Origin of the sequence: Sphingomonas insulae (assembly GCF_010450875.1) — a bacterium.
Classification (GTDB): domain Bacteria; phylum Pseudomonadota; class Alphaproteobacteria; order Sphingomonadales; family Sphingomonadaceae; genus Sphingomonas; species Sphingomonas insulae.
The window spans coordinates 1697938-1721607 of the sequence record NZ_CP048422.1; the positions used below are offsets into that span (position 1 = coordinate 1697938).

At 67.4% G+C, this 23670-nt stretch carries 19 protein-coding genes and 2 tRNA genes; 19 read left to right on the forward strand and 2 right to left on the reverse strand.

What is annotated here, in order from left to right:
- Window positions 1-34: 34 nt before the first annotated feature.
- Entirely contained in the window at window positions 35-1738 is a 1704-nt protein-coding gene (locus GTH33_RS09615) for a M1 family metallopeptidase (RefSeq protein WP_163958214.1), read from the reverse strand.
- A 150-nt stretch (window positions 1739-1888) separates the two neighbouring features.
- On the opposite strand from GTH33_RS09615, the gene lon reads away from it, so the two are divergent.
- From lon to GTH33_RS09645, 6 genes are all read left to right on the forward strand, one after another.
- Entirely contained in the window at window positions 1889-4282 is a 2394-nt protein-coding gene (gene lon / locus GTH33_RS09620) for an endopeptidase La (protein WP_163958215.1), read from the forward strand.
- Between the two features lie 155 nt (window positions 4283-4437).
- Window positions 4438-4710 (forward strand): HU family DNA-binding protein, encoded by a 273-nt coding sequence (locus GTH33_RS09625; RefSeq protein WP_163958216.1) that lies wholly within the window; start codon window positions 4438-4440, stop codon window positions 4708-4710.
- 76 nt (window positions 4711-4786) lie between these two features.
- Window positions 4787-4861: transfer RNA gene (locus GTH33_RS09630), tRNA-Val, on the forward strand.
- A 228-nt stretch (window positions 4862-5089) separates the two neighbouring features.
- Complete coding sequence (locus GTH33_RS09635; protein ID WP_163958217.1) at window positions 5090-5422, forward strand: hypothetical protein; 333 nt, start codon at window positions 5090-5092, stop codon at window positions 5420-5422.
- A 268-nt stretch (window positions 5423-5690) separates the two neighbouring features.
- The gene (locus GTH33_RS09640; protein WP_163958218.1) at window positions 5691-7325 is read left to right on the forward strand and encodes a hypothetical protein; all 1635 of its coding nucleotides are present in this window, start codon (window positions 5691-5693) and stop codon (window positions 7323-7325) included.
- 101 nt (window positions 7326-7426) lie between these two features.
- Window positions 7427-10276, forward strand: coding sequence for a TonB-dependent receptor domain-containing protein (locus GTH33_RS09645; protein WP_163958219.1), 2850 nt, complete (start codon window positions 7427-7429; stop codon window positions 10274-10276).
- Between the two features lie 105 nt (window positions 10277-10381).
- Here GTH33_RS09645 and GTH33_RS09650 read toward each other — a convergent pair whose 3' ends face one another.
- A complete protein-coding gene (locus GTH33_RS09650) occupies window positions 10382-11047 on the reverse strand; it encodes a prolyl hydroxylase family protein (protein WP_163958220.1) in 666 nt (221 codons plus the stop codon).
- Between the two features lie 120 nt (window positions 11048-11167).
- Here GTH33_RS09650 and GTH33_RS09655 point away from each other — a divergent pair, with 120 nt between their 5' ends.
- The 13 genes from GTH33_RS09655 (at window position 11168) to GTH33_RS09715 (ending at window position 23582) form a co-directional block, all read left to right on the forward strand.
- On the forward strand, window positions 11168-12001 hold the full coding sequence (locus tag GTH33_RS09655; protein ID WP_163958221.1) for a type II secretion system protein N: 834 nt from the start codon (window positions 11168-11170) through the stop codon (window positions 11999-12001).
- The gene (gspD, locus tag GTH33_RS09660) at window positions 11998-14211 is read left to right on the forward strand and encodes a type II secretion system secretin GspD (protein ID WP_163958222.1); all 2214 of its coding nucleotides are present in this window, start codon (window positions 11998-12000) and stop codon (window positions 14209-14211) included. The genes GTH33_RS09655 and gspD overlap by 4 nt, the downstream gene beginning before the upstream one ends.
- Window positions 14212-14542: 331 nt before the next feature.
- A complete protein-coding gene (locus GTH33_RS09665) occupies window positions 14543-16123 on the forward strand; it encodes a GspE/PulE family protein (protein ID WP_166753123.1) in 1581 nt (526 codons plus the stop codon).
- 176 nt (window positions 16124-16299) lie between these two features.
- Window positions 16300-17523: a type II secretion system inner membrane protein GspF gene (gspF, locus tag GTH33_RS09670; protein WP_163958223.1), complete on the forward strand. Its 1224-nt coding sequence runs from the start codon at window positions 16300-16302 to the stop codon at window positions 17521-17523.
- 8 nt (window positions 17524-17531) lie between these two features.
- Window positions 17532-18038 carry a type II secretion system major pseudopilin GspG gene (gspG, locus tag GTH33_RS09675; RefSeq protein WP_163958224.1) on the forward strand — a complete coding sequence of 169 codons (507 nt, stop codon included), beginning with the start codon at window positions 17532-17534 and terminating at the stop codon, window positions 18036-18038.
- Window positions 18035-18622: a GspH/FimT family pseudopilin gene (locus tag GTH33_RS09680; RefSeq protein WP_249054839.1), complete on the forward strand. Its 588-nt coding sequence runs from the start codon at window positions 18035-18037 to the stop codon at window positions 18620-18622. The genes gspG and GTH33_RS09680 overlap by 4 nt, the downstream gene beginning before the upstream one ends.
- Window positions 18623-18705: 83 nt before the next feature.
- Window positions 18706-19107 (forward strand): type II secretion system minor pseudopilin GspI, encoded by a 402-nt coding sequence (gspI, locus tag GTH33_RS09685; RefSeq protein ID WP_276508908.1) that lies wholly within the window; start codon window positions 18706-18708, stop codon window positions 19105-19107.
- A gap of 173 nt (window positions 19108-19280) precedes the next feature.
- Window positions 19281-19931 carry a type II secretion system minor pseudopilin GspJ gene (gspJ, locus tag GTH33_RS09690; protein WP_243848284.1) on the forward strand — a complete coding sequence of 217 codons (651 nt, stop codon included), beginning with the start codon at window positions 19281-19283 and terminating at the stop codon, window positions 19929-19931.
- Entirely contained in the window at window positions 19921-20901 is a 981-nt protein-coding gene (gspK, locus tag GTH33_RS09695) for a type II secretion system minor pseudopilin GspK (protein ID WP_163958227.1), read from the forward strand. The genes gspJ and gspK overlap by 11 nt, the downstream gene beginning before the upstream one ends.
- Window positions 20898-21974: a type II secretion system protein GspL gene (gene gspL / locus GTH33_RS09700; protein WP_163958228.1), complete on the forward strand. Its 1077-nt coding sequence runs from the start codon at window positions 20898-20900 to the stop codon at window positions 21972-21974. Before gspK ends, gspL begins: the two co-directional genes overlap by 4 nt.
- Window positions 21971-22441, forward strand: a complete 471-nt coding sequence (gspM, locus tag GTH33_RS09705) for a type II secretion system protein GspM (RefSeq protein ID WP_163958229.1) — start codon at window positions 21971-21973, stop codon at window positions 22439-22441. The genes gspL and gspM overlap by 4 nt, the downstream gene beginning before the upstream one ends.
- The gene (gspN, locus tag GTH33_RS09710) at window positions 22438-23151 is read left to right on the forward strand and encodes a type II secretion system protein N (RefSeq protein ID WP_163958230.1); all 714 of its coding nucleotides are present in this window, start codon (window positions 22438-22440) and stop codon (window positions 23149-23151) included. The genes gspM and gspN overlap by 4 nt, the downstream gene beginning before the upstream one ends.
- Window positions 23152-23505: 354 nt before the next feature.
- Window positions 23506-23582, forward strand: a tRNA-His gene (locus GTH33_RS09715).
- The last annotated feature ends 88 nt before the right edge of the window (window positions 23583-23670 follow it).

A 23670-nucleotide genomic window follows, 5' to 3' on the forward strand; every position in this document is an offset into this window, starting at 1 on the left:
GCGGCTGGGGTGGCGTTGTGGCTATGCCCGCCCGTCATTTCGCCGGCTTCTGTTCGGCCTTCCACGCCTGGAAGGCATCAACCGCGTCGTCCTGCTTCAAGATGCGCGCCATCGGATCGACCACGATATGCGCGCCCTCCGGCACGGTGATCGTGGCGATGCCGCCGGTCATCGCGACCTTCTGCACGACATCGTCCACCGCCACCTCGACCGGCAGCGGAAAGGGCTTTGGCGTCGGCGTCACCCATTTCAGCGTCAGCTGGGTCGCGTTGCGGTTGACCACCAGCCTGGGCAGCGCCGCCTGGTAGAGATAGACGTCGAAGAACCACTGCCAGTCCTGCCCCGTCACCTGCTTCACATAGGCGATGAATTCGGGCGTGGTGCGGAACAGCGGCTGGAAATTACCCGGTGCGGGATCGGTACGGCCGTAGACGGTCAGCCGCAGGATGTCGCGAAAGGCTGCATCGCCGATCGCGTTGCGCAGCGTGTGGAGGACCCAGGCGCCCTTGTAATAGATATCGCCGCCGCGCCCCGGCGACTTCTTGTACACCTCGTCGGCGGTCTGCGGCTTGCCGGTGACCAGCGCCGACTGGGCGACGATCTTGGTCCGCATATCCAGCATCATCGCCGCGTAGCGGGCATCGCCCTCACGCCAGCGGCCGTAGAGCGGCTGCATATATTCGGTGAATCCCTCGTGCAGCCAGAAATCGTCCCAATTGGGCGCGGTCATCTGGTTGGCGAACCATTCGTGGCCGAATTCGTGCTGGAACAGCCAGTCGAACCCCTCCGGCGCCTTGGCGTATTTGTTGCCATAGGCGTTGATCGTCTGGTGCTCCATGCCCAGGTGCGGGGTCTCGACCACGCCGACCTTCTCGCTGGCGAAGGGGTAGGGGCCGACGGTGCTTTCGTAGAAGTCGAGTACCGGGGCGAATTCGGCGAACAGCTTTTCCGCCTTGGGTTTCTCGCCGGGCAGGTACCAATAGAACATCGGTATGTCGTTGCCGTACTTGCTCTTGTAGCTGCCGTTCAGCTCTTCGTACGGCCCGACGTTGAGGGCGATCGAATAAGGGTTGGGATGCGCGACTTCCCAGTTCCACGTCGTCCGGCCGTCGTCGATCTGGTCGACGCCCAGCAGCTTGCCGTTCGACGGCGCCTTCAGCCCCTTCGGCACGGTGATGTGCAGCGTCACCTTCTGCGGTTCGTAGGTCGGATAGTCGATGCACGGCCAGAACAGGTCGCAACCCTCATTCTGTACCGCGGTCGCGATCCAGGGCTGGCCCTCCGGCGTCTTCGCCCAGACGAAGCCGCCGTCCCATGGCGCTCGCACCGCGGTGTGCGGGCGCCCGCCATAGGTGATCTTGACGACGGGCTTGGCGTCCTTCGGCAGCTTTTTCAGCAGTTTGATCGTCATCCGGCCTTCCGGGTTGGCGAAGCTCGCCGGATCGACGCCATCGACCGTCACCGCGGTCACGGTATAGTTCCTGTCGAGATCGACGACGATCCTGTCGGTCTTTTCCAGCACCGTGAAGGCAAGCGTGGCGGTGGCGTTGATGACCTCCCGCTCGGCATCCACCTCGATCTGCAGGTCGGCGGTGTCGAACGTCAGCCGCTTCTGCGCCGGGTCGAGCGGGCCGCCCGATGCCGCGGTCTGCGCGCTGAGCGGCGGCTTGCCCGGTTCGGCGGCGATGGCGCTCGTCGACAGCAGCAGCAAGGCGGCGAACGGCAGGCGAAGCGACATTCTGTACTCCCGGTTGGACGAAGGGGGTTTCGACGCTCGCCCCGCCGATGACAAGACCCGCCGTACCGCAGCCGTGACGATTGATGGATGCCGGCCGATCCCCATATAGTGTACCAAAGCCGCCCCGTTCGAAGCGGCACCGGAGTATCCATGACCATTTTCCCCGTTCTGCCGCTGCGCGATATCGTCGTCTTCCCGCACATGATCGTGCCGCTGTTCGTCGGACGCGACAAATCGGTCGCCGCGCTGGAAGCGGCGATGGGCGCCGACAAGGAGATATTCCTGGTCGCGCAGCTCGACCCTGCCGAGGACGATCCCAGCCGCGAGGACCTTTACGAGGTCGGTGTCACCGCCGCCGTGCTCCAGCTGCTCAAGCTGCCCGACGGCACCGTGCGCGTGCTGGTCGAGGGCAAGGCGCGCGGCCGGCTGGGTGAATTGACCGAGGGCGGCGATTATCTGCAGTCCACCGTCGAGATGATGGAGGAGCGCGAGGCCGAGGGGATCGAGGTCGAGGCGCTGATGCGTTCGACCGTCGAGCAGTTCGAGGCCTATGCCAAGCTCAACAAGAAGCTGCCGGCGGAAACCGCGGTGCAGCTGTCCGAACTGGTCGACGCCGCCAAGCTGTCCGATGCGATCATGGCGAACGTCCAGGTGAAGGTCGCCGACAAGCAGGCGCTGCTGGTCGAGCCCGATCCCGTCAAGCGGCTCGAGATGGCCTATGCGCTGATGGAGGGCGAACTCGGCGTCCTGCACGTCGAGAAGAAGATCAAGAGCCGCGTCAAGCGCCAGATGGAGAAGACGCAGCGCGAATATTACCTCAACGAGCAGCTGAAAGCGATCCAGCGTGAGCTGGGCAACAGCGACGACGAGAGCGATGGCGACGAGATCGCCGAGCTGACGCAGAAGATCGCCACGCTGAAGCTCAGCAAGGAGGCGCGGACCAAGGCGACGTCGGAGCTGAAGAAGCTGAAGACGATGGCGCCGATGAGCGCCGAGGCGACGGTGGTGCGCAACTATCTCGACGTGCTGCTCGGCCTGCCATGGGGCAAGAAGTCCAAAATCAAGAAGGACATCGCCGCAGCGCAGGCGGTGCTGGACGAGGATCATTACGCGCTGGAAAAGGTGAAGGACCGGATCGTCGAATATCTCGGCGTGCAGGCGCGCACCAACAAGCTCAAGGGCCCGATCCTGTGCCTCGTCGGCCCGCCCGGCGTCGGCAAGACCTCGCTGGGCAAGAGCATCGCCAAGGCGACGGGGCGCGAATTCATCCGCCAGTCGCTGGGCGGCGTGCGCGACGAGGCCGAGATCCGCGGCCACCGCCGCACCTATATCGGCTCGCTGCCGGGCAAGATCGTCACCAACCTCAAGAAGGCGGGAACCAGCAACCCGCTGTTCCTGCTCGACGAGATCGACAAGCTCGGCCAGGATTTCCGCGGTGACCCGGCCTCGGCGCTGCTCGAGGTCCTCGACCCCGAACAGAACGGCAAGTTCAACGACCATTACCTCGAGATCGACATCGACCTCAGCGACGTGATGTTCGTCTGCACCGCCAACACGCTGAACCTGCCGCAGCCGCTGCTCGACCGGATGGAGATCATCCGGCTCGAGGGCTATACCGAGGACGAGAAGGTCGAGATCGCCAAGGGCCACCTGATCGAGAAGCAGATCGAGGCGCATGGCCTCAAGGCCGGTGAGTTCACGCTGACCGACGAGGGCCTGCGCGCGCTGATCCAGAAGTACACGCGCGAGGCGGGCGTGCGCACGCTGGAGCGCGAGATCGCCAAGCTGGCCCGCAAGTCGCTGCGCCAGATCCTGGAGGGCAAGGTGACGAGCGTGACGATCACGCCGGACAACCTCCACGAATTCGCAGGCGTGCAGAAGTATCGCCACGGCCTGGGCGAAACCGAGCATCAGATCGGCGCGGTCACCGGCCTTGCCTGGACCGAGGTCGGCGGCGAATTGCTGACGATCGAGAGCGTGACGGTGCCGGGCAAGGGCGCGGTGAAGACCACCGGCAAGCTGGGCGACGTGATGAAGGAATCGGTGCAGGCCGCCTTCAGCTTCGTGCAGGCGCGCTCGCCCAGCTACGGCATCAAGCCGTCGCTGTTCCACCGTAAGGACATCCACATCCATCTGCCCGAGGGCGCGGTGCCGAAGGATGGTCCGTCGGCGGGAATCGGCCTGGTCGTCTCGATCGTGTCGACGCTGACCGGCGTGTCGGTGAAGAAGGACGTTGCGATGACCGGCGAGGTGACGCTGCGCGGCCGCGTGCTGCCGATCGGCGGCCTGAAGGAAAAGCTGCTGGCGGCGCTGCGTGGCGGCATCACCACCGTGCTGATCCCGCAGGAGAACGAGAAGGACCTCGCCGACATCCCGCAGAACATCAAGGACGGGCTGGCGATCATCCCGGTCTCTCATGTCGACGAGGTGCTGAGGCTGGCGCTGACCGAACCGCTGGAGGCGATCGACTGGACCGATGCCGACGAACTCGCCGCCCTGCCGCCCGCGGGCGTCGCCCCGGCCGGTGGCGAGTTGCATCACTGATCGACCGACTTTAGGATCGCACCGTTAACGATTTGGAACCGCCGTGCCTGCGATGGCGCGGCGGTATCCATTGACTCCGCCGGTCAGGACAGCCTTACTCGCCGTTCTGGCTTGGTAACGATTCTTCTAAAGTATACGAAGGGGGCAGTAATTCCATGAACAAGCAAGAGCTTATCGCGACTGTCGCAGACACCTCGGGTCTCGCCAAGGGCGATGCGATCAAGGCGGTGGAGGCGGTGTTCGACGCGATCTCAGCCAGCCTGAAGAAGGGCGACGAGGTCCGCCTGGTCGGGTTCGGCACCTTTTCGGTATCGAAGCGCAAGGCATCGACCGGTCGCAACCCGCGCACCGGCGAGCCGATGACGATCAAGGCATCGTCCCAGCCGAAATTCAAGGCCGGCAAGGGCCTGAAGGATTCGGTGAACTAACACCCGCATCCGGGCTGGACAGGCGAAGCGCGGCCCCGTAAAGGCCCGCTTCCCGACGGTTTCGGCCACGGTTCGGGGGCGCGTAGCTCAGCGGTAGAGCACACCCTTCACACGGGTGGGGTCACAGGTTCAATCCCTGTCGCGCCCACCATGACAGCCCGCCAGGTCGCATGACCGGCGGGCTTTCTGGTTCTTGGACCCTAGCTGTTGCCGCGGCAGGATGGCGTTCCACCCCGTCACCCGCCCGGGACAGTCCGTCGCCGACGATGACGCCGGCGCGGGTGGTCCGTGTTCATGTCCGCATTGGTCGTTTCGCAACGGGAACAATCGGTTGCCAGCGGAATTGAACCTGTCACGAAACGCATGCAGGGAGAGTGACATGGTGGAATATACGACCGATCGGAACGGCGACCGCGTGATCGTCGAACGCCGCGGCGGTGCCGGCCGCATCCTCGGCATCGTGGCGATCATCGCCGTCGTCATCGTCGCGCTGCTGTTCCTCACCGGCTTCTGGAGCGCCGATGTCAAGAAGGGCGCGCTGCCCGACGTGGACATCAGCGCCAAGGGCGGCGAGCTGCCCAAGGTCGATCTCGATTCCAAGAAGGTCGTCGTCGGAACCAAGGACACCACCGTGGAAGTCCCCAAGGTGAAGACCGAAAAGGAAACGGTGTCGGTTCCGGTCGTTGGCGTAAAGGACAACGGCGAAAAGTAATCGCCGCAGGCTTGCTGGCCACAGGTGAGGGCGCTTCCCGTCGGGGAGGCGCCCTTTTTCGTGCCTGGCGCACCCAGCATGCCGCGCATCCGGCGGGCGTGTCACAAAATCGCCTCATGCACGTAACGATACCGTCTCGAAATCCTCACGCAGGAGTCATGCGGCGCTCCTAACGGCGACGTCAGGGATCGGCAGAGGGGGAGCCTTGGCCGGTCGCGGGTAGCGATGCCCGACGTCAACAATGATTATTCGACCGGGAGCTTTCGACATGGCGAGCAACATGCGCATCGGCACAATCCTCATGGCCTCAACGGCTTGCCTCGCGCTGAGCGGTTGCGGCGGCGCCGACAACGTCGCTTCGCCAGGCGCCGGCAGCGTCACCATCGTGCAGCCGATCGCCACCCCGACGCCGACCGCGCCGACGCCGACGCCGAGCGCGATCACCGCCGCGCAGTTCGCCGCCGTCACCAGCGTCAACAACATCTCGATCACCGCCGACGAACAGCTCGCGATTGTCAACGCCGGCACCAACAACAATGTCAGCGGCACCGGCGCGACGCTCAACGGCGTCTATCCGGTCGCAGCCGCGTCGCTGACGACGGCCAGCAATCCGGCGTCGATCAATACCTTTTTCACCCCCACGAACTACGTCGGTGCGCTGAACGGGCCGAACGACAATGCCTTCCAGGGCTGGACGTGCAATTCCACCTCGGCGAACTTCGGCGGCGCCTCGCTCGCCTGCGCCGCGGTGCCCGCGATCGGCAACGGCGGTGCGACCGCGGCCTGCCCGACCGGCACGACCGACGACGGCCTCGTCCAGACCTTCCGCGTGTGCCGCCTGCCGCAGCTCATCACGTCCAGCCTGACGCTGCCGCGGATCCAGGGTGTCGTCTACCGTTTCCGGGGCGAAACCGTGGTCGGCAACGACGTCGGCACGACCGGCGCGGATTCGGGTGTCACCCTGACGATCGCGGCCGGTGTCACGCTTGCCGCCGACAGTTCGGAAGCGACGACCGACCTCATCATCATCAACCGCGGCTCGCGCATCAATGCAGTCGGCAACGTGAACGAGCCGATCATCTTCACCTCGCAGCAGAACCTCACCTCCGGCAATGTCGGTGACGCGACGCAGGGCCAGTGGGGCGGCCTTATCATCCTCGGTCGCGCGCCCACCGCGGTCTGCGCGCCCAACACCGGCCCGAACAACGCCGGCGGCACCAGCACGACCTGCCAGCTCAACATCGAAGGGACCAACAACGCGCGCCCCTATGGCGGCCCCAGCGCCGCCGACAACAGCGGCACCTTGTCCTACGCCCAGATCCGCTACACCGGCGTGGCGCTGGCCGACGGCAACGAACTGCAGGGCCTGACGCTGGGCGGCACCGGGTCGGGAACGACGATTGATCACGTCCAGAGCCACAATTCGGCCGACGACGGCATCGAGATCTTTGGCGGCACCACCAACATCAGGTATTTCGCGGTCACCGGGGCAGACGACGACGGCTTCGACATCGACAACGGCTATCGCGGCTTCATGCAGTTCATCATCGCCGCGCAAAAGGCCGGCGGGGCGACCAACGACTCCTTCTCTACCGAGATCGACTCGAACAACGCCGAGGATCTGCTGCCGCGCACCTTCTCGACCTTCGCCAACTTCACCTTCATCCAGACAGCGAACGCCCCCGCGGCGATCCGCCAGCGCGGCGGTTCCGACATGCGCTTCGTCAACGGGGTGGTGAAGACGCCGGCGGGCGTCGCCTGCATCAACCTCGTCGCCGGCGTCGACGACGGTGGCCGCTCGACCATCCGCCCTGCCGGCGCCGGTCCGACCATCAATGGCGGTCCGCAGGAATTCGGACCGCCGTCGTTCAACTCGGTCTACTTCGCCTGCCAGGGCCGCTGATGACGGGGGGCGGCCAGCCCCCTCTCACAGCATCGGTTCCGGGGCGGCGGCAGCGCCGCCCCGGTCACCTGTATAAAGCCTTCTGATCCGGGAACACGGTCATGCAGCAGCGGCCCGCCTTCGCTACCCTCTTGTTGATATCCTCCATGCTGGTGGCGCCGGGCGTGCTCGCCCAGACCTCCGGCGGCACTGGTTCGCCGGGCGCGGCGACGCCGCCGCCCGCGCAGACCTCCACTCCCGCGACGTCGAGCCCCAGCGGCACCGCCGATCCGCAAGCGAGCGTACCGACCGCGACCGACCAGCAGGCACCCGTCGACGAGCCGGTCGAAGTGTCCGCGCCCGGCGCGACCGACACCGGACAGGATATCGTCGTCGTCGGCCGCAACATCCCCAACACCGTACGTGCCACCGCACAGATCGTCTCGGTGCTGTCGAGCGCCGATATCGCCCGCACCGGCGAGGGCGACATCGCCGGTGCGCTGACCCGCGTCACCGGCCTGTCGGTGGTCGGCGGCGGCTTCGTCTACGTCCGCGGCCTCGGCGATCGCTATTCGTCGTCGCTGCTCAACGGGTCGCCGCTGCCGTCGCCCGAACCGCTGCGCCGTTCGGTGCCGCTCGACATCTTCCCAACCACGATCGTCGGATCGGCGCTGGTCCAGAAGACCTATTCGGTGAACTATCCCGGCGAATTCGGCGGCGGCGTCATCAACCTGACGACCAAGGCGATTCCCGACAAGAATTTCGTCTCGATCGGCGGCAGCATCGCGGCCGACGATGCGACGACCAGCGAATTGGGTTATACCTATCATGGCGGCGATGCCGACTGGCTCGGCTTCGACGACGGCACGCGCAAGGTGCCGGCGTTCATCAAAAACGCGGTGACGGGATCGGGCATCATCCCGGCGGCGCAGGTCGCCCAGCTGTCGAACGCCTCGACCACGCTCATGCAGCGCAACAATCAATTGCCGGCGAACTGGTCGGCCGAGATCAGCGGCGGTTCGGTCTACGACATCGGTTCGTCCCGGCTCGGAGTGATCTCCTCGGTCAGCGTGAGCAACACGTTCCGGACCCGCTTGTCGACGCAACAGGATACGGTGTCGACCGACGGCACGCTGCGCAACGACTTCCGCACGCTGCTGACCGACAATCGCATCGTCGCCAATGCGCTGATCGGCCTCGGGCTGGAGTTCGGCGAGAACACCGTCCGCTGGACCAACGTCTACATCCACGACACGCTGAAGCAGGCCCGCGGGTCCGCGGCGACATTGTACAACAACGCCAGCGGCCTGCGCTTCCAGCAGAACACCAACTGGTTCGAACGTCAGCTGTTCGAGAGCCAGCTGGTCGGCGAGTTCAAAGTGACCGACGCCCTGAAGCTCGACGTGCGCGGAGCCTACGCCAATTCCAAGCGCAACGCCCCGTACGAACGCCAGTTCGACTATCTTTGCGCGACGCAGACCACCAACGGTCTTCCGATCGTCAACGACGGCGGCAACCAGGCTGACGGCTTCCAGTGCAATGGCGCCTATCAGGTGACGCAGCGCTTCTCGCCGTTCGCCTCAATCATCTTCAGCGAGCTCAACGAGGATCTGTGGACCGGACAGGCCGATACCTCGTACAGGATCGATGGCGATCGACCGATCACGCTGTCGGCGGGCTATTTCTACCAGGGCACCGATCGCACGTCGCAGCGTCTGCAGTTCAATTACCAGACGTCGAACGGCGGCGGCACCGCCCCGCAATTTCCCTACAATCTCTATCGCCCGGACTATCTGCTGAGCCCGGATGTCATCAACAACGCCTGCCCGCAAACGGCGAACCTCAACCCCTGTACGTTGCAGCTGCAGTTCAGCACGCAGCTCGGCGCCTATGCCTATGATGCGTCCCTCGACGTTCATGCGGGCTACGTCCAGGCCGAGGCGGAGGCGTTCGACGGCCTGCGCGCGGTCATCGGCGTCCGCTACGAAACCGGCGACGAGCGCGTCACCCCGGCATTGACCGCGACGACCCGCCTCAAGAACGATTATTTCCTGCCGGCGGCGACGCTGACCTGGAATTTCGCGGCGGACATGCAATTGCGCGCCAGCGCCGCCAAGACGATCTCGCGCCCGCAGTTTCGCGAGCTCGCGCCGCAGCTGTTCCGCGATCCCGATTCGGACCGCCTGTTCTACGGCAACCCCAATCTCCGCGATTCCGAACTGTACAATCTCGAGGCGCGGTACGAATGGTTCTTCAAGCGGGACCAGCGCTTTACGCTGGCGGGCTTCTACAAGCGGATCGACCATCCGATCGAACAGGTCGGCTTCTACACCGGGTCGGACGACCGGTTGCAGACCGGTTTCAGCTATTTGCCCAAAGCGACGTTGTACGGCGGCGAAGTCGAATTGCAGAAGTATTTCCCGCTTGCGGACGTGTTCGGCGGCGACTTCTTCGCGACGCGGCGGGCGGTGTTGATCACCAACTATACCTACACCAAATCCTCGATCACCGCGGACGGGTCGTGCGTACCCAACGTCCTCGGCCAGAAGCTCGGCCGATGCGACGCGGGCTTCGGTCCGGCCAGCTTCCAGTTCCGTGACGGCGCGCCGCTGACCGGCCAGTCGGATCATCTGGTCAACGTGCAGGTCGGTCTGGAGGACAGCGCAACACTGTCGCAGATGACCTTCCTGTTCAACTATGCCAGCGATCGCATCACCAATCGCGGGCCTGCCAACCTGTCGGGCGTCGGCTTCCAGCCGGACATCATCGAACATCCCGGCATCCGCGTTGATTTCGTCGCGCGGCAGGGCGTCGAGCTGATGGGGGGCAAGTTCGAGATCAAGGCCGAGGCGCGCAACCTGACGCGCACGAAGTATCGCGAGAGCCAAACCTTCCCGAACGGGAACGAGGTGTTCATCAACAAGTACAACCTCGGCCGGGTCTTCAGCCTGGGCGTCAGCGCGACCTTCTAGGCGTCATGCCCCCCCCGGTGCGGGGCGGGGCTCCGCGTCAGTGGTAACGAAAGGGGGGGGCACGCCTGTATCGCGGGTGGAAACCCCCTTTCACGTTGGGCAGGATCAGCCCCAGGGCAGCTCGCGGTACCATTTCGTGATGACGTACTTCGTGCCGGCGCGCACCTTCATCCCCTGATGCAGCGTCGCCGGGTTCGGCGATCCATCGGCACGCCGGTTGTTCCACGCGACCATCTTGCCCGTTTCGGGCTGGACGATCTTGTCGATCGCCTTGAACCGCGTCGCGCCGCCGGCCTGGGGTTCGTTGAGATAGACCATGACGGTCCACGTCCGGTTACCCGCCACAGAACAATATTTCGCATAGTCCGCCCCCTGCGGTTCGAAATAGTCGGTGTGGCCCTTGAACTCCTGGCCGACCGCGTAACGCTGGCCCTGCAACGGTTCGCCATGCACGGGGTCGAGGCCGGTGAACATCGCCAGGCGGCGCTCCACCGCCTGCACCACCGGGTCGCCCGCGAACAGGTCGCCCGTCTCGCTGGTCCGAAACGCGGCATCGCCATTGGGATCGGCGATCGTCGAGGGGCGTCGCACCGCATCGATCCGCTCGATCAGGGCCGCGCACAGCTCCGGCCCGATGAAGCCGCGCGCCAGGAACAGGTCGAGCTTCGGGCTCGGCACCTTCTGTACGCCGGGTTGCGCCAGCAGATGGGCGACGATCGGTCCGGCCTCCAGGCCGCTGCCGGGGGAAGGGGGTGTATCCATGGCCGCCATCCTACCGCCGCCGTGTCGGGGAAGGGAAGATGTGCGCCATGAGTAAGTTCATCTCTGCACTTTGACGCAAAGGCGTAACATGGCATGCGTAGGCGCGAAGGTGCGGGACGGGACTGATACATGCGCTTGAACATCGACGCGCGCACGCGGCGTATCCTGCGCCGCCTGCCCGTCGTGAACGTCTATTCGCTGGCCGAACTGATCCTGATCGCAGGGTTGGCGACGCAATCGGCGCGCCTGTTGTGGACGCTCGTCACCCCGGTGTCTCCGCTCGGCGACTGGCGCCCGGCGGAGGTCGGCGTGCCGGGCCGGCCCTATGACGTGCTTGCCGGGTTCGATCCGTTCTTCCGCCTCGGCGGCGTGCAACAGGGGCCGGCGACGGTGACCTCGCTGCAACTGACGCTGTTCGGCATCCGCGTCGACGAGGCATCGGGTCGCGGTTCCGCCATCGTCGCAGGCGCGGACAATGTGCAGAAAAGCGTCGCGGTCGGCGAAGAGATCCAGCCCGGCGTCCGGCTGAAGGCGGTCGCCTTCGACCATATCACCATCGACCGCGGCGGCACCGCCGAGGACCTGTTCCTCGTACAATCGGACGCGCCGGCCGCGGGACAGGCGCCGGTACCCGCCCCGGGCGCGCCGCCCGTTGCTGGCCAGCCCGCGCCGGCACCGATCGCCGCCAATCAGATCCGCAATGAAATCGGCTTCATCCCGCGTATCGACGGCGGCCGGGTTTCCGGCCTCGTCGTCCGCCCGCAGGGGTCCGGCAACCTGTTCCGCACCGCCGGCCTGCGCGAAGGCGACGTCGTCACCGCGATCGGTGGCCGTCCCGTCACCGGCCCACAGGACCTCGACCGCGTCACCGCCGATTTCGCCGGCGGCGGCAGCATTCCCATCACCGTAGAGCGCGGCACGCAGACGCTGGCGCTCGCCATCACGATCGCAGCCCAACCATGAAGACGCTTGCCTCCGCCCTGCTGCTCTCGACCGCGGCACTCCTGCTGCCGGCGCAGGCCATCGCGCAGACCACGCTTAACGTCCGCGACGCCGACATCCGCGCCTTCATTGCCGATGCCGCGCGGGTGACGGGCCGCACCTTCATCATCGATTCGCGCGTGCAGGGGAAGGTGACCGTGGTCACCGACCGGCCGCTCAGCCGCAGCGAATATTTCGAGGCGTTCCTGTCGACGATGCGCGCCAACGGCCTGGTCGCGGTGCCCACCGGCAACGGTGCCTTCCGCATCCAGCCGATCGACAATGCCGCCTCGCAGCCGAGCCGCATCGGCGCGGCGGGCGCCAGCCGCAACAGCTTCGTCACCGAAATCGTCCGCCTGCGCGCGATCGACGCGACGCAGGCGATCGAGACGGTGCGCCCGCTGGTCAGCGCGCAAGGGTCGGTCAGCGCCAATCGCGGTTCCAACGCGCTCGTCATCGTCGATTTCGCCGACAACATCCGCCGCATCCGCGAAGTCCTGCGCCGCGTCGACAGCGACAATGCCGCGACCCGCGTCGTCGCGCTGAAGAACGCCAGCGCCAAGGAGATCGCGGCGGCGTTGCAAGGCCTCTCCACCGGCGCGCCGGGCGGGCAGGGCGGCGGCGCCGCGGGCGGCGTCGGCACCACCGTCACGGCGGTGGACAGCAGCAATTCGGTCATCATCCGCGGCGATGCCAGCGGCGTCGCACGCCTCGTCGCGGTCGCGCAGGATCTCGACCAGAAGGCGAAGAACGGCACCGAAATCCGCGTCGTCTTCCTCGAGAACGCCGACGCGGCGCAATTGCTGCCCGTGCTCCAGCAGCTGGTCGGGCAACAGCCGGACGCGGTGCAGGAAACGCAATTGTCGCGTTCGCAGAGCGGTTTCGGTGGCAGCAGCGGCAACAACACCAACAGCGCGGTCCAGCAACGCACCGTGACGCAGGCGCCCGTCGCGAGCGCCGCCGGCAGCAACGGCAGCGGCCAGCCCGCGATCACCACGCAGGGCGGGCGCACCGCCGCGGTCGTCACCCGCTTCCAGGGCGCGAACGCGATCGTCATCGCCGCGCCCGCCGATATCCAGCGGCAATTGTCCGACGTCGTCCGCCAGCTCGACACCCGCCGCGAACAGGTGCTGATCGAGGGGATCGTCGCCGAAGTCTCCGACGCGACCGTCAACCGCCTCGGCGCGCAGTTCATCCTCGCCAATCCGTCGGGCGGCGCCTTTGCGGCGTCGACCTTCTCGAACAGTGCGCCCAACATCCTGCAGATCGCCGGCGCCATCGGTGCGCGCGAACTCGGCCGCAACACCACGACGACGATCGCCAACGGCGTCACCACCACGGTCACCACCAACAATGCCTCCGACCAGCTGACCCAGTCGGCAATCAGCTCGATCATCGGCTCGTCGGGCGGGTTCGGCGGGTTCGGCGGCAAGATCGGCGACGTCATCTTCGGCGCGATCATCAACGCGGTGAAGAGCGACACGACGTCCAACCTGCTCCAGGTCCCGCATCTGGTGACGCTCGACAATCAGGAGGCGCACAGCCTGGTCGGGCAGGAAATCCCGATCACCACCGGACAGGCACTGTCGAACGACTTCAACAACACCTTCCGCACCACCCAGCGCGAGAATGTCGGCATCGAGCTGACCGCACGGCCGCAGGTCAATTCGTCCGGCACCGTGAAGCTCAACCTGCGCCTCGAGGTCAGCTCGATCGCCGGGCCGGTGTCGAGCGACAACAGCGACCTCATCCTCAACAAGCGCGAGATCGAGACGACGTTGACCGTCGATGAAGGCCAGATCGCGGTGATGGGCGGCCTGCTGAGCGACGAGGAACGCCGCACGATCGAGAAGATCCCGCTGCTCGGCGACATTCCGTTGCTCGGCAACCTGTTCAAGTCGAAGGCGAAATCGCGTAACAAGACCAATCTGATGATCTTCATCCGGCCGACGATCCTGCGCAGCGCCGACGACAGCCGCAAGCTGGCGGAGCAGCGCTACGGCTACCTCCGCCTGCAACAGGGGCTGCAATCGCCCAACGAGGAACCGTCGATCGACCAGCTGGTCCGCGACTATATGGGCGCCGCCCCGCCGATCCCGTCCGCACCGATCCCCGGCAACATCGAGGACCCGCGCGTCGGCGTGCCGATCCAGACCAACACGACGAAGGTCATTCGCCCGAGGGACCGGTGATAGCGCGCCTCGCCCCGTCATCCCGGCGCACGCCGGGACCCATGGACTCGGCGATGTCGGCGTCGGCGCGTTTCCCCTGCGTCCCGCAACCATGGGTCCCGGCGTTCGCCGGGATGACGAAGGCGGTGTGCGTCCACGTTTCTCGAACATCGTCATCCCCGCGCAGGCGGGGATCCAGACGAGCGAACGTCCCGGCTGCATCGCAACACCTGCGCGTATGGATTCCCGCCTGCGCGGGAATGACGGAAGGTGAGGGCGCGCATTCGTGGGATCATCGCCGGGCACATCCACGGCGGGCCACGGCAATAACGGGCATTGGAGGGGCAGGACGATGATCATCCGTCAAGGTTCCGACAACGACACCGAAACTCTACTGGTTGACGTGCCGGTCACCCCGGTCGCCCCAGAACCGTTGCCGATGCTCGCCATCCCCTATGCCTTCGCGCGCAAATATGGCGTGGTGGTGCAGCATACCGACACCGACACCCACCTGACGGTCGCGATACGCGCCGGCGCGGACCCCAAGGCGTTGCTGGAGATCCGCCGCTATCTCGCCCGCCCGTTCGACATCACGTTGGTCGAGGCACCGGCATTCGACCGCCTGCTGTCCGACAATTACGCGATGGACGGGCAGGCGAACGCGCTCGCCGCGGTCGGCATGGGTGACGAGCTCGACAGCCTCGCCGAAGGGCTGCCGACGGCCGAGGACCTGCTCGACACCGCCGACGATGCGCCCGCGATCCGCCTCATCAACGGCATCATCGCCGATGCCGCGCGCAACGGCGTGTCCGACATCCATATCGAGCCGTACGAGACCGGCCTGATCGTCCGCATGCGTATCGACGGCGTGCTCCGCGAAACGCTGCGCATGCCGCCGCACGTCGCCCCGGTCGTCGTCAGCCGCATCAAGGTCATGGCGCGGCTCGACATCGCCGAGCGGCGCGTGCCGCAGGATGGTCGCATGGGGCTGACGCTGGGCGGCAAGCTGCTCGACGTGCGCGTCTCGACGCTGCCGAGCCGCGCCGGCGAACGCGTCGTGTTGCGCATCCTCGACAAGGACAATGCCGGCATCGATCTCGATGCGCTGGGCATGGATGCCGGCATGTACGCGCTGCTGCGCGGCGCGCTCGCCGAACCGAACGGCATCCTGCTCGTCACCGGCCCGACCGGATCGGGCAAGACCACCTCGCTCTACGGGGCGCTGCGCCTGCTCAACGACGGCAGCCGCAACATCCTGACCGTCGAGGACCCGGTCGAATATGCCGTGGAGGGGGTGGGGCAGACGCAAGTCAATCCGAAGGTCGGGCTCACCTTCGCCGCCGGCCTGCGCGCGATCCTGCGCCAGGACCCCGACGTCGTCATGGTCGGCGAGATCCGCGATCGCGAGACGGCGGAGATCGCGGTGCAGGCATCGCTGACCGGCCACCTCGTGCTGTCGACGGTCCACACCAACGACGCGATCGGCGCGATCACCCGCATGCGCGACATGAAGGTGGAGCCGTTCCTGCTCGCCTCGACGTTGCGGGCGGTGATCGCGCAGCGGCTGGTGCGGCGGCTCTGCCAGACCTGCCGCCGTGCGGTGCCATCGGAAAGCGGCGTCGCCGGGTTGCTCGGCATCGAACCCGGCGTCGCGGTCTATGAAGCGGTCGGATGCGCCGAATGCAACCACACCGGTTTCAAGGGGCGGATCGGCGTGTTCGAGGCGGTGCGGGTGGACGACACCATCCGCCGCTTCATCAACGACGGCGCCGATGAAACGGCGATCGCCGCGCATGCCTTCGCCCGCAACCCCAACCTCGCCCAGGCGGCGGAAACGCTGGTCCGCAAGGGGCTGACGACGCCCGAGGAAGCGATCCGCGTCAGCCGCCGCGATGCGACCGATCCGGTGGTGGATGATGTCGCGAATGCGTGAAATCCATTCCGTCACCCCGGACGTGTTCCGGGGTCCACCCTTCCGCGAAGGAAAAGCAAGAACCTACAGCCGCTGCATCCAGCCGCGGGGTGGACCCCGGAACACGTCCGGGGTGACGGGGGGCATTAGATTAGCCTTTCCGATGCAAATCGCCGTGGTGGTTCGCCGGAGCCCCCATGGCTGATTTCGACTATCTCGCGATCGACACCCGCGGCCAGGAACAGCGCGGCCACGTCGCCGCCGCGACCATCGATGCCGCGCGTGCGACGCTGGACAAGCGCAAGCTCTACGTCGTCCGCATCGATCCCGGCGCACCGCCCGCGGCGACCAGCCGCCCGCTGTTCGGCATCAAGCTCGGCCGCGCGAAGATGAGCAACAAGCAGCTCACCCTCTTCACCCGCCAGCTGGCGACGCTCAACCGCGTCTCGCCTCTCGAGGAATCGCTCCGCACCATCACCCGCCAGACCGAGCAGGAGGGCGTCCGCACGATCGTCGCGCAGGTGCACGCCGGCGTCGTCGAGGGCCGCCGCCTCGCCGATTCGATGGCGCGCGAACAAAAGAGCTTCCCGCCGCTCTATCGCGCGATGGTGTCGGCCGGCGAAAGCTCGGGCAGCCTGCCGACCATCCTCGACCGCCTCGCCGCGCTGCTCGAACGGCAGGCGGAAATCCGCGGCAAGCTCATCACCGCGCTCGCCTATCCAACGATCCTCGCGGTCGTCGCGCTGGGCGTCGTCACCGCGCTCATGATGTTCGTCGTGCCGCAGGTCGTGCAGCAATTCGATACCGTCGGGCAGGAACTGCCGCTGCTCACCCGTGTCGTCATCGGCCTGTCCGACCTGCTCGTCGGCTATTGGTGGGTGATGGCGCTGGTCGTCGCGGTGGCGGCGACGGCGGGATGGTACGCGTTGCGCGATCCTGCGTTGCGGCTGGCGTTCGACACGGCGGTGCTGCGCCTGCCGCTGCTCGGCCGCCTGCTGCGCGACCTGCACGCCGCGCGGATGTCGCGTACGCTCGGTACGATGGTCGCCAGCCGCCTGCCGCTGCTCGAAGGCCTCGCGCTCACCGCCAGCACGATCCACAACCGCCGCCTGCGTGCCGCGTCCGACGAGATCGTCGATGCGATCCGCGGCGGCGGCAGCCTGTCCGCCGCAATGCGTCGCACCGGCGTGTTCCCGCCGTTGCTCACCTATCTCGCCGCATCGGGCGAGGCGGCCGGGCGGCTCGACGAGATGCTCGAACGCGCCGCCGATTACCTCGAACGCGAATTCGACCGTTTCACCGCGACGGCGCTGTCGCTGCTCGAACCCGCGATCATCGTCGTGATGGGCGGCATCGTCGCCACCATCGTGCTATCGATCCTGCTCCCCATCCTCCAGCTCAACACGCTGGCCGGACAATGAGGCATGTCATGCGTAACCCGGAAACACCACGCCGCCGCGACGAGGAGGGCTTCACGCCCCCACCGCGTTCCGCCGAACACGGCTTCACGCTCCCGCGGCGTTCCGCCGAGCACGGCTTCACGCTCGTCGAACTGATGGTGGTCATCGTCATCATCGGCCTGCTCGCCGCGATCGTCACGTTCAACGTCCTGCCCGCCGGCGACAAGGGCAAGATCACCAAGGCGAAATCGGACATCAGCACCATCGAAGGCGCGCTGGAGATGTACCGCCTCCAGATGAACAGCTATCCGACCACGTCGCAGGGGCTCCAGGCGCTGGTCACCGCGCCCGCCGGGGTCAATGCCGCCGAATATCAGCGTGGCGGTTACATCAAGAAGCTGCCGCCCGATCCCTGGGGCCGGCCGTATCTCTACGCCTCGCCCGGCCAACACGGCGAAGCCGACGTCTGGAGCCTCGGCGCCGACGGCAAGGACGGCGGCGAGGGCGTCAACGCCGATATCACCAGCTGGCAGTGACGGGCCGTCGCACCGAACGCAAATCGTCGCCCGGTCGGCCTTGTGCCGGACGCGGATCGACGCCCGTTCGGCGCTGTGCCGAAGACGGCTTCACGCCCGTTCGGCGTTACGCCGAACACGGCTTCACGCCCGTTCGGCGTTACGCCGAACACGGCTTCACGCTGGTCGAGCTGATGGTGGTCGTGACCATCATCGGCCTCGCGGCGGCGGTGGCGGTGTGGAACATGCCCGATCCGCGCGGGCGGGTGGCGGACGAGGCCGCCCGCTTCGCCCTGCGCGCCCGCGCCGCGCACGATGCCGCGATCGTCGAGGCGCGCCCGGTGAGCATCTGGGTGACCGCCGGTGGCTATGGCTTCGATCGACGCGCGGCGGGCCAATGGACGGCGATGGCGGACAAGCCGCTGCGCGTCGAACGCTGGACCGACGGCACGCAGGCCGCCACCGGCGAGGCGAGCGGTCGCCTGCGCATCGTCTTCGATCCCACCGGCCTCGCCGATCGTCCGGCGCAAGTGACCTTGACCCGCAGCGGCGCCCGCGCGGTAATCGACATGGCCGCCGACGGGACCGTCCGGGTGGCGAGCTGATGACCTTCTCCTCACCCTCGCCCCAGTGGAGGGGACGAACCGGACGCGCCGGCGCAGTGCCTTCGGGTACGACGATCGGGTCTGTGCATACCCGCCTTCGGGCGAGGGACGACCGGCGTCGTCGCGACCATGGCTTCACCCTCATCGAGATCATGGTCGCGCTCGCGGTGTTCAGCCTCGCGGTGCTCGCGCTGCTCCGCCTCGAAACCGCCACCATCCGCGGCGCCGGCACGCTCGATGACAGCCTGATCGCCGGGCTCGTTGCCCGCAACGTCGCCAACGACGCGGTCACCGAAGCCCAGCCCCCCACTGCCGGCCGCACCGCCGGCACCGAGGTCAACGGCGGGCGGACATGGAACTGGGTCCGCAACGTCCGCGGCACCGGCAACGCCAGCATTGTCCGCATCGATGTCGCGGTGACCAACCGCACCGGTCAGGTCGTCGGTCAGACGACCGCGATCCGCCCCGCAGACACCCCGCTGTGATGACGCAGGGGTGCGCCGCCGCACACGGCTTCACGGGTCCCGGGTACGCGCCCGAACGCGGCTTCGCGCACTCAACGCGTTCCGCCGAACACGGCTTCACGCCCTCATCGCGTTCCGCCGGACACGGCTTCACGTCCGCAACGCGTTCCGCCGAACGCGGCTTCACGCACTCAATGCGTTCCGCCGAGCACGGCTTCACGCTCGTCGAAGTCATGATCGCGCTCATGATCTTCGGCATGCTCGCCGCCGCCGGGGTCGCAATCCTCACCTTCAGTGTCCGCGCGCAGACCGCGACGGGCAAGCGGTTCGACGATATCGCCGCGCTCAACCGCACCACGGCGCTGCTGTCCGGCGACCTCGGCCAGGCGATCGACCGCTCCACACGCGACGAGGGCGGCACCAGGCTGCCCGCCTTCGTCGGCGAACCCGATGGCCAGATCCGCTTCGTCCGCACCGGCTGGGCCAATGTGGATGCGGCGCCGCGTGCCAGCGCGCAGAAGGTCGCCTATGCCATCCAGGACGCCGCGCTGGTTCGCATCGCCTATCCGATGATCGACGGCGCCGCGCCGCTGCCGCCGGTGACGCTGCTCGACAAGGTCGCGGGCATCGCCGCCCGCTATCGCTACAAGGGTGCATGGAGCGATCGATGGGACGGCACGCAGGGCGCCGCGCTGCCGCAGGCGGCCGAGATCGTCCTCCGCCGCACCGATGGCAGCACCTATCGCCTGATGCTGCTCGTCGGCTCGGGCTATCGCGCCATGCCGGCGCCGGGCCAGCAGCCCGGTCCGCAACCCACGTCATCGCCGACGCCCAATGGTCCCTGAGCGCGAACGCGGCGCCGCGCTGCTCACCGTCCTGTTGCTGGTCGCGATGATCGCCGTCCTTGCCGGCACCGCGCTCGAACGCCTGCGGCTCACCACGCGGCTCGCCGCCAACGCCCTGGGCGGCGAACAGGCGCGCGGCTATGCCCGCGCGGCCGAGGCGCTGGCGACATCCAAGGTCTCCGACATGCTGGGATCCAGCCGGGATCAGGTCACACTGGCCAGCGGCTGGAGCAATCGGCCGTACGGCCTGCCGCTGCCCGGCGGCGGCCTCGCCGTCGCGCGCGTCACCGATGGCGGCAATTGCTTCAACCTCAACAGCCTGGTCAGCCGCCAGGGCCCCGATGTCTACACGTCGACGCAAAGCTTTACGCAGCGGCTGCAGTTCGTGCGCCTGATGCGCCTGGTCGGCGTCCCGGCGCAGGCCGCGGAGCGTATCGCCCCCGCCACCGCCGACTGGATCGACACCGATCAGGACCAGCAGGGGGGCGGCGCCGAAGACCCGACCTATCTCGCCAAAGCGATCCCCTACCGCACCGCCGGCACGCTGATGGCCGATCCCAGCGAACTGCGCGCGGTCGACGGTGTCACGCCCGATATCTACGCGCGGCTGCGCCCGTGGATCTGCACGCTGCCGGTAGCCGCGACGTCGTCGATCAACATCAATACGGTGATGCCCGAACAGGCGCCGCTGGTCGCCATGCTATTCGCCGATACGCTGTCGGTCGACACCGCGCGCGGGCTGATCCTGCGTCGCCCGCCGCAGGGCTACAAGAGCACCACCACCTTCCTCAACGCCGCCGGCAACGGTGCGACGCCAGAGGGCGGCGCGGGCCTTGCGGTGACCTCGACATGGTTCGCGCTGGAAATCGATGTCACCAGCGGCACCGCCAGATTGCAGGAAAGAGCGCTGATCGACGCAAGCCGGCTTCCCGCGCGGCTCGTGGCGCGGCAATGGGGCGATGAATCATGACGACGCTCCTGTTCCTTCCCTCCGCGACCCAGGGCTATCGATGGCGCCGCATCGGCGATGACGGCGCCGTGACCGAAGGCGAGGGCGTCCCCGCGCTCGCCGACGAGCGCGTCGTCGCCGTCGCCCCGGCCGAATCGGCGACGCTCCACTGGGCGGACCTGCCCGCGCGCTCCCCGGCGCAAGCCGTCGCCGCCGCCCGCCTGCTGGTCGCAGAGGCGAGCGCGACGCCGATCGCCGAACTGCACGTCGCGGTCGGCACGGAGGGGGAGGGCGAACGCCCGATCGCCGTCGTCGGCATGGGCGCGATGGCGGGATGGCTCACCGACCTCGCCGGGCACGGGATCGATCCCGCCGCGATCCTGCCCGCCGCGCTACTGCTGCCCCGCCCGGACGACGGCTATGTCCGCGGTATCGTCGCCGGGCAGGCGCTGGTGCGCAGCCGCACGACCGGTTTCGCCGACGAGGCGCGGCTGACCGATGTCATCGTCGGCGATGCGCCGGTCGAGACGCTGGATCGCGCGACGCTCGACGATGCCATCGCCGATGCCACCGCGACGCCGCCGCTTGACCTGCGGCAGGGACCGTTCGCGCGCCGTCGCCGTATCGGCATCGACTGGGGGCTGGTGCGGCGGCTCGCACTGCTGGGCGCCGCCATCCTCGCGGTGACGCTCGCCATCGATCTCGTCCGGATCGCCAAATACAGCTTCGGCGCGGACGCGCTGGAGGTGCGGGCGGATGCGCTCGGCCGCACCGGCCTTGCCCGGGGGGAAACGGTGACCGACGTCGACCGCCAGCTGGACGAGCGCCTGTCCGGCGTGCGCGGTCCCGGCCTCGGCTTCAGCACCACCGTCGCCGCGGTCTATGCCGCGGTGCGAGCGACGCCGGGTACGGAACTGACATCGCTGGATTTCCAGTCGAACGGGACCTTGCGGATCGGCGTCGGTGCGGCGCGTGAATCGCTGCCGACGGATCTCAAGCGGACGCTGGAGGCGGCGGGCTTCACCGTCACCGCAGGGACGTTCCAATCGGCGAACGGAAGGGTGACGGGCGAGATGACGGTGCAACGGCCATGAGCGGCATCCGCGCCTGGTTCGCCGGCCGCGCCTTGCGCGAACGCCGCCTGATCCTCGTCATGCTCGCGTTGCTGGCCGTGACGATCGTCTGGGGCGGCATCATCCTGCCCGTCCGCGACGGTCTGTCGAGCGCCCGCGAACGCCATGCCGATGCGGTCGTCCGATTGGGCGCGACGCAGAGCGAGGTCGATCTGATCCGCGCCGCCGGCCGCCGCGTGCCGCTGACCGGCAGCCTCGCCGACACGCTGCGCCTGCGCGCAGAGGCCGCCGGCTTCGCCCTCGCCAGCGTCGAGGACAGCGCCGGTGGCCGTGTCCATGCGACCATCGCCGCCGGCCGGCCCGCCGCGCTCGGCCGCTGGTTCGCCGGGCTGGAGGCGAACGGCATCCTCGTCGAATCGGCGGCATGGCGCGACAATGCGGACGGCAGCGTCGCCGCCGACTTCGTCGTCCGGGCGCGCGAATCATGAGGCGCATCCGGCTCGCCACCGGCCCGGCCGCGCTGTTCGGCGGGTTGATGCTGGTCGCCTTGCTCGTCTTCCTGCCGATGCGACTGGTCCTCGGCTGGGCCGGGCTCGGCGATCAGGGCTTCAGCGCCCGCACGGTGTCGGGCAGCATCTGGGACGGCCGCCTGAACGAGGCGCGGTTCGGCGACCTCGCCTTGGGGTCGCTCGATGCCAGCGTCTCGCCGTTCGCGTTGCTGATCGGCCGCGCCCGTATCGCGCTGGATGGCGATCCCGGCGTGGTGCACGGCGCGATCACGCTCAGCCGGCATGGCCAGGGCGTCGACGACATGACCGCCACGCTGCCCACCGGCCGGGCCTTCGCGCCGTTGCCGGTGACCCAATTGGCGCTCGAAAACGTCACCGTGCATTTCGTCGACGATCTATGCGACAAGGCGGAGGGGCGGGTCCGCGCCCGGCTGGTCGGCGAAGCGGCCGGCGTCGCGCTGCCGTCCGAACTGTCCGGCATCGCTCGCTGCGACGGTGCCGCCCTGCTGCTCCCGCTCGCCAGCCAGGCCGGGACCGAGAGCATCGAATTGCGGCTGACCGGCGCGGGCCGCTACACCGCCGCGCTGCGCATCACCCCCACCGATCCCGCCGCCGCGCAACGCCTTGCCGCGACCGGCTTCACCGCCAGCCAGAACGGCTACCGCCTGTCGATCGAGGGGCGATTTTAGAGCGGGCTGACATCAACTGATCCGTCATTGCGAGCGGAGCGAAGTAATCCAGGGCGTCCTGGTCCGTCTCTGGATTGCTTCGCTCTGCTCGCAACGACGAGCATTCGATTCTCGATGCGACGTCGCACCCCTTCCTCACGCGGCGCCGCCTTCGGCACCTGTTCCCTCTCCCATCGGGGGAGGGAGGGGAGCGGCACAGCCGCGGAAGGTGTGAGTGCGGATGAGGGTGGCCATGCCGGTGCATTCTGTCTCATGACTCCCGCGTGCCCCCGCCCTGCAACTCCCCTTCGGCAAAAAGCCCGCCTTCAGTCTTGACGCACCGCACCCACCCCCGCTAGGGGCGCAGCCTTCGCGGCGACCGTAGTTCAATTGGTTAGAGCGTCGGCTTGTGATGCCGGAAGTTGCGGGTTCAAGTCCCGTCGGTCGCCCCATTATCACACCCGCATTTTTTCGCCCGATGCAGCGCGGCGCGCCATCGGGGCTAGCCAAAGCATCCACGAAACAATATTGCCGTCGTTC